Origin of the sequence: Acinetobacter sp. HR7, assembly GCF_000773685.1 — a bacterium.
In the GTDB taxonomy this organism is placed as follows: Bacteria; Pseudomonadota; Gammaproteobacteria; order Pseudomonadales; family Moraxellaceae; genus Acinetobacter; species Acinetobacter thermotolerans.
This window is the reverse complement of the sequence record NZ_JPQO01000208.1, coordinates 1-9,329: the sequence shown is the minus strand read 5'-3', so window position 1 is coordinate 9,329 and position 9,329 is coordinate 1. Positions and strand designations below refer to the sequence as shown.

The 9,329-nt window shown below is 43.7% G+C and carries 12 protein-coding genes; 3 read left to right on the top strand and 9 right to left on the bottom strand.

The annotated features are described in order from the left end of the window. Positions 1–24: 24 nt before the first annotated feature. From msrA to GW12_RS13335, 6 genes are all read right to left on the bottom strand, one after another. Positions 25–543: a peptide-methionine (S)-S-oxide reductase MsrA gene (gene msrA / locus GW12_RS13360; RefSeq protein WP_034588411.1), complete on the bottom strand. Its 519-nt coding sequence runs from the start codon at positions 541–543 to the stop codon at positions 25–27. Positions 544–635: 92 nt separating this feature from the next. Continuing rightward, positions 636–1,097, bottom strand: a complete 462-nt coding sequence (locus GW12_RS13355) for an META domain-containing protein (RefSeq protein WP_034588409.1) — start codon at positions 1,095–1,097, stop codon at positions 636–638. A 99-nt stretch (positions 1,098–1,196) separates the two neighbouring features. Continuing rightward, positions 1,197–2,243, bottom strand: coding sequence for a DUF4105 domain-containing protein (locus GW12_RS13350; protein WP_034588413.1), 1,047 nt, complete (start codon positions 2,241–2,243; stop codon positions 1,197–1,199). A gap of 29 nt (positions 2,244–2,272) precedes the next feature. Continuing rightward, positions 2,273–2,785, bottom strand: a complete 513-nt coding sequence (locus tag GW12_RS13345; RefSeq protein WP_034588405.1) for a dihydrofolate reductase — start codon at positions 2,783–2,785, stop codon at positions 2,273–2,275. 272 nt (positions 2,786–3,057) lie between these two features. Further along, entirely contained in the window at positions 3,058–3,900 is an 843-nt protein-coding gene (gene thyA / locus GW12_RS13340) for a thymidylate synthase (RefSeq protein WP_034588403.1), read from the bottom strand. 203 nt (positions 3,901–4,103) lie between these two features. Next, the gene (locus tag GW12_RS13335; protein ID WP_034588401.1) at positions 4,104–4,595 is read right to left on the bottom strand and encodes a lipocalin family protein; all 492 of its coding nucleotides are present in this window, start codon (positions 4,593–4,595) and stop codon (positions 4,104–4,106) included. Between the two features lie 417 nt (positions 4,596–5,012). Here GW12_RS13335 and GW12_RS13330 point away from each other — a divergent pair, with 417 nt between their 5' ends. Next, positions 5,013–5,555 carry a hypothetical protein gene (locus GW12_RS13330; protein ID WP_034588400.1) on the top strand — a complete coding sequence of 181 codons (543 nt, stop codon included), beginning with the start codon at positions 5,013–5,015 and terminating at the stop codon, positions 5,553–5,555. A gap of 31 nt (positions 5,556–5,586) precedes the next feature. On the opposite strand, the gene GW12_RS13325 is transcribed toward GW12_RS13330, so the two are convergent. The 3 genes from GW12_RS13325 to lgt form a co-directional block, all read right to left on the bottom strand. Continuing rightward, positions 5,587–5,961 carry a hypothetical protein gene (locus tag GW12_RS13325; RefSeq protein WP_034588398.1) on the bottom strand — a complete coding sequence of 125 codons (375 nt, stop codon included), beginning with the start codon at positions 5,959–5,961 and terminating at the stop codon, positions 5,587–5,589. Beyond that, positions 5,954–6,325, bottom strand: coding sequence for a hypothetical protein (locus GW12_RS13320; RefSeq protein WP_034588396.1), 372 nt, complete (start codon positions 6,323–6,325; stop codon positions 5,954–5,956). The genes GW12_RS13325 and GW12_RS13320 overlap by 8 nt, the downstream gene beginning before the upstream one ends. A 95-nt stretch (positions 6,326–6,420) precedes the next feature. Further along, on the bottom strand, positions 6,421–7,230 hold the full coding sequence (lgt, locus tag GW12_RS13315; RefSeq protein WP_034588394.1) for a prolipoprotein diacylglyceryl transferase: 810 nt from the start codon (positions 7,228–7,230) through the stop codon (positions 6,421–6,423). A 94-nt stretch (positions 7,231–7,324) separates the two neighbouring features. On the opposite strand from lgt, the gene GW12_RS13310 reads away from it, so the two are divergent. Both GW12_RS13310 and GW12_RS13305 read left to right on the top strand, forming a co-directional pair. Beyond that, positions 7,325–8,107: an NRDE family protein gene (locus tag GW12_RS13310; RefSeq protein ID WP_034588392.1), complete on the top strand. Its 783-nt coding sequence runs from the start codon at positions 7,325–7,327 to the stop codon at positions 8,105–8,107. 110 nt (positions 8,108–8,217) lie between these two features. Then, positions 8,218–9,099, top strand: coding sequence for a permease (locus tag GW12_RS13305; RefSeq protein WP_034588389.1), 882 nt, complete (start codon positions 8,218–8,220; stop codon positions 9,097–9,099). The last annotated feature ends 230 nt before the right edge of the window (positions 9,100–9,329 follow it).

Below are 9,329 nucleotides of genomic sequence, written 5' to 3'. Positions count from 1 at the left end.
ATCTATTTCAGGACAAGACAGATTTTATTTCAGCAGATCGACAAACTTCGAACGCAGCTTGTTGAGTTTTGGTGGAATGGCAAAGTTACAGTAGCCTTGAGTTGGGTTCTTGGCAAAGAAATTCTGATGATAGTCTTCTGCCGGATAGAAGGTTGGGGCAGGGCTGAGTTCTGTCACTACATTGATCCCTTCAGCTTTGAGTGCATCAATGGCTCCTTGGGCTTGCTGTTGTTGTTCCTCGTTAAAGTAATAAATTACCGAACGGTATTGAGTGCCGACATCATTACCTTGACGGTTTAGGGTTGTAGGGTCATGAGTGGCAAAGAACACATCCAGCAATTGCTTGAAGCTGATCTGGCTATCATCAAAATCAATCAGGATCACTTCGGCATGGTTGGTATTGCCATCACACACTTGTTCATAAGTTGGATTCTCGTTATGTCCACCAGCATAGCCGCTCACGACTTTCTCCACACCGCGAATTTGCAGGAATACCGCTTCGGTACACCAAAAGCATCCTCCACCGAAAAGTGCTTGTTGCATGATCTTGTCCTTTTTCAAATATCTATTTCTATTCTACGCTCTAAATGCTGAATAAAAAAAAGCCTGTATAAACAGGCTTTTTTTTAAATAGTTTAGCGAGGCTGTACTGCACTGGTCAGCTGAATCACCGGATTACCATAGCTGTCCAGCAGTTTCAGGGTTTTGCCAAATACTTGGTAATGAGTCACTTTCGCAAGTGCTTCATTAAATTTTTGATCCAGACCATCGTTATTCATACAAGCCATTTTGGTACCTGCCATTTGACTTAAAGTCAGGGTATCTTTACCAGCCGTATAGCTGCCCATAATGCGGTTACAACCATCAGCACCTGTTACACGCTGAGTTGCAGCATCAAACTGCAGGCTAGGAATATTACGTGCCGTTGGTGCAGTGTTGATTTCAGTACTACCAATGTGGGTGACAATCCAGGTACGGTTTTGCAGTAGCTGCAGGTTTTCAATAGCCTGAGAAGAGGTCTGGTCTGGTGTAGTTTGGCAGCCGGTAAAAACCAGTGCTGAAGCTAACATAGCAATAGCGGCCACTTTCTTTAACATTGGACTTACTCTTTTTCTTTGATACATCACTGTATATAAACAGAAAAATTCAACGGATACCAATACAATTTGTATCTATTACTTTACCTGAAAGTGCTCTTATTTTGCTTGTACCGTCGGTAAACCTTTGCGGATTAAAGTGGAGTATTGTTCGCTGCTGACCTGAAGAAATTCTTTAACACGCGGATTGACATGTGCCTTAGCATACCAGGTACGTAAATCCCAGTGCTGATCTAAAGCCTGCAAGTCATACATATAATTAGGCAGATAACCAGACGCAATCAGGCGGTAATCGGTTGGCAATGGTTTTTGTGAAACTGTCTGGACCATGTCAAACACTAGCGTAGTGCAGTTACTGGTCAGGGTGTTGTACCACTTCGGTTGCTGCGCCAGATCATCGGCCTTGGCTAGATATTCCTGAAACAGGGCCTTAGCTTGGGCCTGTGACATATTCACTGGAAAGAAATAGACCTGCTCACCACGGGTATTAGTGCGGGTATAAATAATGTCTCGTTCATCAGCAGCGACTAAACTCAGTTCATACTTGCGGAAAAAGCCACCAATTGCAGAGAACCCCTCATCTTTTTCTTTACGAATTTCAATGGAGAAAGTCAGCGGTTTCTGGTCAGCAAAGTCAAAGCTCACTAAGGTATGTGCGATATGCGGACCCATCCAGTAGGACGTGATGACATTCACACCAGTAATTTTATTCAGATCAAAGCTACGGTTTTCCCAGCGTTCGACATAACTGCCGTCCGGTCGCCAGTTAAAGTTGCGCACATTATGTAGAGTAACCAGATCACCTTGCTGTTCATAACGGAGAATACGGGAAACTTCAGGATTCCATTCCCGGTCCTGACGTGCGTCCAGACTGAAATACCACAGCAGGCTAAACAGAAAGGCTAAAATATAGAGAATAGTATCTGCGCCACGCGAAATCAGATGACGGCTAAAGTAGAGGCCTAAAGCCCCACAAGCTAGAAATAACCATAATGCAATCAGGATATAATTACCAATCACTCCCAAAGGCTGCTGCACCCAGATTGCCAGGCACAGCCACAGGCTGGAACCAAGAACAAACAGGGTAAATACCGCATTCAGTAACCAGAACAACCAGTGGGGTGCAGGATTTCCCTGTGCAGGCATCATTGAATCTTCAAGTTAAAATTATTCTTTTATTTTCTATACGTTGCGAACTCAAAAACAATCCCGGTTTTGTCGTCGGTGTGTGACTCGGAAGAAACTTTTTTAAACTCAGCCGGAATTTCAGGATAGTAGGCATCACCTTGAACATCCAGCTCGACATGAGTTAGTTCCAGGCGGTCAGCAATATCCATGGTCTGTTTGAAGATTTCACCACCCCCGATGACAAAAATGCTGTCTGGTTTTTCAGAGGCTTTGACATCGGCAACCGCTTGGGCTAGGGCTTCTTCAATGCTGTGTGCAACACGCGTGCCTGCAAAATTCCAGTTGGGATCACGAGTGATCACCCAGTTCACGCGTTTAGGCAAGGCACGGCCCATAGATTCCAACGTTTTACGGCCCATGACCACTACACCGCCTTGGGTAATTTCCTTGAAATGTTTCAGGTCGGCAGAAATATGCCAAGGTAGGTCATTGCCCTTACCGATACAGCGTTGCTGATCCATAGCCACCACGTGAACCACTTCTAAATCTTGAAATGCCATAGCTTAAATCCTTGTCTACACCTGGATTTCCTGTATCTGTTACAGCACAGGAAAGGGAATAGCCAAAATATCTGAAATGCTGAGGCTTAGGCAACAGTCAGAGCACAATTTTTTAAATAAAGAATGAGATGCTTTAAGAAAAGAACAAAAATGATCAGAAGGTAGAAATGAAATTAATGAATAGTGGAAGTGTAAGAAAAAGGGAATTTGATGAAATAGGATTTGGAAGTTATAACGGATGCGATGACTCGATCCGTTACATATTTGAATACTTAAACTGCGACAGGTGCTTTAATGCCGGGATGTGATTCATAGCCAACGATTTCGATATCTTCAAATTTAAAGTCGAAAATGTCTTTGATTTCAGGATTAAGTTTGAGCTGGCACAGGCCCATTGGTTCACGGCTGAGTTGCAGTTTCGCCTGTTCAAAATGGTTGGCATACAGGTGGGTATCGCCACCAGTCCAGACAAAATCACCAACGTCCAAATTACAAACCTGCGCGATCATATGGGTCAGCAGGGCATAGCTGGCAATATTAAATGGTACGCCAAGGAATACGTCAGCACTACGCTGATACAGCTGACAAGAAAGTTTGCCGTTATGCACAAAGAACTGGAACAGGGTATGGCAAGGCGGTAGAGCAACTTGCCCAGCTTCATTTGGGTTCCAGCCCGATACGATCAGGCGGCGTGAATTTGGATTGGTCTTGATCTCATTGATCAGCCATTTGATCTGGTCAAAACCGTCCTGATTGTAGCTGCCATCTTCTTTTTTTGTTGCGCCAAAATTACGCCATTGGTGACCATACACAGGACCAAGCTCACCTTCCGGACGGCCAAAACGTGCAGTCTGTTCTGCAGTGGCCCATTCATCCCAAATGGTAACTTTATTATCTTGTAAATATTTGACGTTGGTATCGCCTTTTAGGAACCACAACAACTCAATCACGATGGAACGAAAGTGAACTTTTTTAGTGGTCAGTAAAGGAAAACCTTTAGAAAGATCAAAGCGCATCTGATGACCAAATACTGAACGTGTACCCGTACCAGTACGGTCGCCCTTATCACCGCCGTTGTCGAGGATATGTTGTAAAAGGTCAAGATATTGGCGCATAGGTTTCTCTTAAAATCTGTTGAATATTGCCTCTCAAATGAATGGCAAAAATGTCCCTGTCTTATCTCCATTCTGGGGAGATATGCAGGATCAGTAATTTGAAAAATCGCTTAGAATAGCATTTTTACCATAATTCAGCATCAGCAGACACTCTTTTCATCTAATAAAAAACACCCATTTAGGGTGCTTTTTTACAGACCTTTTTAGGCGGTTGGTTTGCCGGTATGTACTGTATCAATCAGATCCGACAGGTCATAACCCAGTGATTGTGCATAAGCCAGATATTCTCGTTTGGTCGCTTCATCAATGGTTGGAGTGCGGTGCAATAACCATAAATATTTCATATTTGGTTCACCCACTAGAGCAGTCTGATAGCCAGCATCCAGTTTCAGTACCCAATAATCCCCTTTGGTAAATGGTACCCAACGCAAACCTTCTGGCAGAAAGCTGACTTCTAGCTTGCCATTGGCTGCATCAACAATGGTCGCTTCACCAATCGATTCATCTAGCTTGCCGTCAGCATCCAGACAACGGTTTTGGACACGAACTGTACCATCTTCATTCAAGCTATAAGCTGCTGAAATATCAGTACTATCTTCAGGCTGGTGTTTCATTGGGAGACGGGCAATTTCATACCAGATGCCCAGATATTTGGCGAGATCAAAATTGGAAACGGTCGGAATATCATGACTCATTCTTTTTCTCCATTTTATGTCAGTCAATGAATTGGTGTCCCACAGTCTAAACAGTTCAATCGCACTGCAATGCTGTAATCCTGTAGTGAAATGTTGTGTTTATTTTCAAATAGATATGATTTGGTAGAGCCTGTGCAGGAAATTTTAATTAGAGATGATTTGAGTTAAATCCATAAATTTTATTTTGCTGAATTGAGATAGCTATTAATTTATTTTTCACAAAAACTTAATAATTTAATTTTTTGTAAACAAATGAGGTAAAATAATTACATAAAAAATAAGTGTTTAAATTTGACTGGTTAAATATTGATAAATTTATTTACATTTAGAACGTGAAAAATAACATTAATAGGGCTAGTATTTGGGCCTCTTGAAAGATATGAACGCCTGCAAACGGCGAGGAGTACCTGGTCTAATATGATTTATGATCATCAAGCGAATATGAGTGCAGTTCATGCTCCTGTTCAAGCGAATGTCATAATTCGTTCTCAATCGGGACAAAATGCTAAACGTCAGTCCCAGCGCAACACATCTGCTTCAGCCCGTAAAAATCAATCTGAATCTTACAAGAACTTTGGTTCTAAAGGTCAGCGTATTGATATCGAAAAATTTACTAGCTATCTGCAAGGTATTACCCGTAATACTAGTACCAAGATGTGCGCACGCAGTATCCGGATTGGCCTGCAATCTTCAGGCGCGAAAATCGTTAATCACCCTGTCGCAGCAGCGGACTGGGGTACGACACTGCAACAGTTAGGTTATCGTAAAATTAACCTGTCATTTGACCGTCCGAAAAAAGGTGATATCTATATCATCGACCGGACTTCAGAGCACAAGTATGGGCACATTGCAGCCTACTCAGGTACAGCTTGGGTGTCTGACTTCAGACAGACCGGCTACGCAGTCTATCGTAGCCCGAATGTGAAATACACTTACTACCGTCTGGATTCTTATCTATAAGCGGTACGTCAATCGAACTCTGCGAAAGGTTTTAGTCCTCGAAGCGTTTCGCACGGTTTGCATAAATGGACACAATAAACAGTCCAAGCATACTAAAGCCCACACATTGAACCCCTAAGGCAATTTTGTGCTGCTGCGGCAGCACGCCAATCAGGGTGATCAGGGCAATCAGTGGAATAAACAGATTCAGTCGGGTGAAGCCTTCCTTATAAGAATTCTGCTTTGGAAGTTTTAATGCGACCGTATGCAGCACATGACTGAGCATGCCGATTGCCAGACTGATCCCTATATAAATCCTATCCAGCTTGGCAAAGGTCGAGGCATAGTAAATCACTGCACAGGTGGTAATGCAGATCATCAATTTGATCTGTCGTGTGCAGCGTGCCGAATACCAGAAATCAAGCATGCGAATTCTTGTGCATCAGGGAGAGTGGAGAAAACAGGCAGATCGACAGTGCCATAAAGCCGATGCCTTGTGCGCCGGTCACTAGAATCTCGCCATCTTTCATATTCATGAAAATCAGCGCCAGCAGCAGGGCAATTGGAATCCAGGTGAGCAGTCGATAAGACAGCCCAGTAGGATTTTTCACAAAATGAATTTTGCAGTAGCGGCAGATCAGGAAAATAATGCCGGTGCCAGCAAACATTAGAATTGAATCCAGCGGCAAAGGTTCCATCCAGTACAGACCTGCGGTGACTGCTGCAATCACGATAAAAATCAGAAGTTTTTTCAGAATAGAAATTTGCGGATTGAACCAGTATTCAAGCATGGCAACCGGGAATAGTGATAAAGAGATAAGCTGCACTTTAGCATATTTCAGAGATAAAAAAGCGAGGCAGATGCCTCGCAATATGTTCAGCTGATTTAGCTGTTTTTCTGTGGACCCCAGTCGTAAATTTTCTTCTGGTAGGCATACCACATCATCCAGATACCAATCAGGATCATTGGCAGGCTGAGGAATTGGCCCTTACTCATCCAGGCAATAAATAGTTGACCATTGTCCGGTTCACGGAAAAATTCCACCACGAAACGTGCCAAACCATAGCCGATCAGGAACAAGGCAGACACGGCCATACGCGGGCGTGGCTTGGAACTGAACCACCATAGCACGATAAACAGGATCAGACCTTCACACAGTGCCTGATACAGTTGGGATGGGTGACGTACCAGTTGCAGCGGATCGGTTGGGAAAATCATGCCGAAAGCAAAATTTGGATCAGTCACCTGACGGCCATACAACTCGCCGCCGATAAAGTTACCAATACGGCCGAACATCAGACCGGTGGGTACACATGGCGCGATAAAGTCCAAGGTTTGGAACCAGGTCATCTTGTATTTCTTGCACCAAAGCAGCATTGCCAGGATCACACCGAGGAAACCGCCGTGGAAGCTCATACCACCAGTCCAGATTTTAAAGAGCCAGATCGGATCGGCCAGAAACTGGGAAAAACCATAGAACAGTACGTAGCCAACACGACCACCCAGAATCACCCCAAGAGCACCATAGAAAATCAGATCTGAGACCATATCCGGTGTCCAGCCACGCTGTTTGGAACGATAAGTGGCGAGTCCCCAAGCAAATAAAAATGCCATCAGATACATTAGTCCATACCAGTGGACCTGCAAAGGCCCGAGCGAAATCGCTACGGGATCAATATTGGGATAGGTGAGCATGCATCTTCCTTTGTCATTCTGTTTTGTCCTGATTTTAGCCTAAACTCCGGAAAAATGTTGTACATTCAATGTGTAAAGATCTAGAGCAGCAAATATGTGTATTGTCGCCTTGGCCTGGCGTGTATTGGATAACACGCCTTTATGTCTGATTTCCAATCGGGACGAATTCTATCAGCGTCCCACAGCAGCCTTACATGAATGGGAGAATAGTCCAATTATTGCAGGACAAGATTTGCAGTCTGGCGGTACCTGGATGGGTATCACTCCATCAGGAAGATGGGCAGTGATTACCAATTTCCGTGATGGCAATGACAAGAATAATTATCCGACTTCACGTGGGCATATCATTCAGAATTTTCTGGAATCGGATCTAACACCGATCCGTTTTGCCCGGGAACTGGAAAAGAAACAGTGTGACTATGCCGGCTTTAACCTGTTTGTGGGTGATCGTGAGCAGGCGGTGTATATGAGTAACCGGGGCGAGGCACCGCAGGTGCTGGCACATGGTGTGTATGTAGTTTCCAATGGCTTGCTGACGGAACACTGGGAAAAGACCCGGCATCTGCGCAAGCGCTTTACCCAAGAATTCTTGCCGATGCTGCAGCATCCAGATACACCTGAATCCGATCTATATTACGCTGTCTGGGATATTCTGGAGGATGAACGAAAGATTATTCCAGAGCTCTTACCTAAGACCGGGATTGCGCCGGAAATGGAACAGTTACTGTCTTCGACCTTTATTCAAAGTCCGGTCTATGGCACACGCTGTTCCAATTTTCTGAGAATGAAAACCGATGAATGGCAGTGGCTAGAAAAATCCCAGCAGGGGGGAACAGTAGGACAGATTGTCAAAAAAGTTATTCCAATCACTGCATAAGCAGTATTGGTGATGAGATTTATAAAAAGATCAGTTTAAACATCAAGTTCGTAGCATAGGCAGGTATGCTAGGATGAAGCCTATCGATTACCATTGAATCTATTTTCCCTATGGCACTGCTCCTACCATTAATTTCATTTTTGATTGGATTCTGGGGCGTCCAAAATTTAAAGCCAGTTCGTCCATTCATGGCGGCTTTGTTAGCCCGCCTGCTGATTCCCCTGATTGTGATTTACAACATGGTGTTCTATAAGCAGGGCAGTCTGTGGCTAATTGGCTTTAGTATTTTTAGTTCGATCTTCCTGTTTGGACTGTTCTATCTTTTTTCCAAAGATAAATTGCGGGCATTATGTTTTAGTTATCTCAATGGAGTCTGGCTCGGTTTTCCTTTTGCCTTAGCTGTATTTGGTCCTGAAGCTTTAAATATCATAGTGGCTCTCTATATCGGTAGTTCTTTATTTGGAAATGTGAGCGCCGTAGTGGCTGTCAGTCCTGATAAGCAGGATCCCAAATTTATTATTAAAAATATGCTGAAATCTCCACCGGTGATTGCGCTCACTGTTGCAGCGATTTTGTCATTTTGGGATTTCACTGCTTATGAATCGCATCCGATGATTCAATGGGGTTATGCTGCGAATAAGTTTCTGGTGACTTTCGCTGGCATGTGCATTTTGGGGATGTGGTTGAGTAAAGTTCGGATTCAGCTCAGTGATTTAAAACGCAGCTTAATATTGATCAGCGGTCGTTTTGTTATTGCTCTTGGTTTAGCAGCTGGAGCTTATTTCTTGTTACCAATTCCGCATCAAGTCCTGACGTATGCAGTAATGATGATGTATTTCCTGCTTCCACCCGCAGCTAATATTGTGGCCTTGGAAACCCATTATCAGGGGACGGGTTATTCTGCAAAATATATCGCATCAGGAACGCTTGCCAGTGCGATATTGATTGGGGTGTATGGGACGGTGGTGCATGTGGTGGTGCCGGGATTATAAATTAAAAAGTTCTCTCTCCCTCTGGGAGAGAGTTAGAGAGAGGGTATAAAAGTTTTTGAAAGTCCCTCTTTTACAAAGGGGGATTCTTGATAAGAGATAAATTTAAATCCCTCCCGACTCTCTTTAATAAAGGGAGGAGTTTTTCTCTCTTTCCTATGGGAGATGAGCAGCATCATGAGGGTTGTTTTTATAATGACCTCCCTCTTAAAACATAGGTATCTACACATCTT

Bases quoted from the DNA above. Each gene is read 5' to 3' on its own strand.
- msrA (WP_034588411.1), bottom strand. From the start codon at position 543: ATGCAACAAGCACTTTTCGGTGGAGGATGCTTTTGGTGTACCGAAGCG.
- GW12_RS13355 (WP_034588409.1), bottom strand. From the start codon at position 1,097: ATGTTAAAGAAAGTGGCCGCTATTGCTATGTTAGCTTCAGCACTGGTT.
- GW12_RS13350 (WP_034588413.1), bottom strand. From the start codon at position 2,243: ATGCCTGCACAGGGAAATCCTGCACCCCACTGGTTGTTCTGGTTACTG.
- GW12_RS13345 (WP_034588405.1), bottom strand. From the start codon at position 2,785: ATGGCATTTCAAGATTTAGAAGTGGTTCACGTGGTGGCTATGGATCAG.
- thyA (WP_034588403.1), bottom strand. From the start codon at position 3,900: ATGCGCCAATATCTTGACCTTTTACAACATATCCTCGACAACGGCGGT.
- GW12_RS13335 (WP_034588401.1), bottom strand. From the start codon at position 4,595: ATGAGTCATGATATTCCGACCGTTTCCAATTTTGATCTCGCCAAATAT.
- GW12_RS13330 (WP_034588400.1), top strand. From the start codon at position 5,013: ATGATTTATGATCATCAAGCGAATATGAGTGCAGTTCATGCTCCTGTT.
- GW12_RS13325 (WP_034588398.1), bottom strand. From the start codon at position 5,961: ATGCTTGATTTCTGGTATTCGGCACGCTGCACACGACAGATCAAATTG.
- GW12_RS13320 (WP_034588396.1), bottom strand. From the start codon at position 6,325: ATGCTTGAATACTGGTTCAATCCGCAAATTTCTATTCTGAAAAAACTT.
- lgt (WP_034588394.1), bottom strand. From the start codon at position 7,230: ATGCTCACCTATCCCAATATTGATCCCGTAGCGATTTCGCTCGGGCCT.
- GW12_RS13310 (WP_034588392.1), top strand. From the start codon at position 7,325: ATGTGTATTGTCGCCTTGGCCTGGCGTGTATTGGATAACACGCCTTTA.
- GW12_RS13305 (WP_034588389.1), top strand. From the start codon at position 8,218: ATGGCACTGCTCCTACCATTAATTTCATTTTTGATTGGATTCTGGGGC.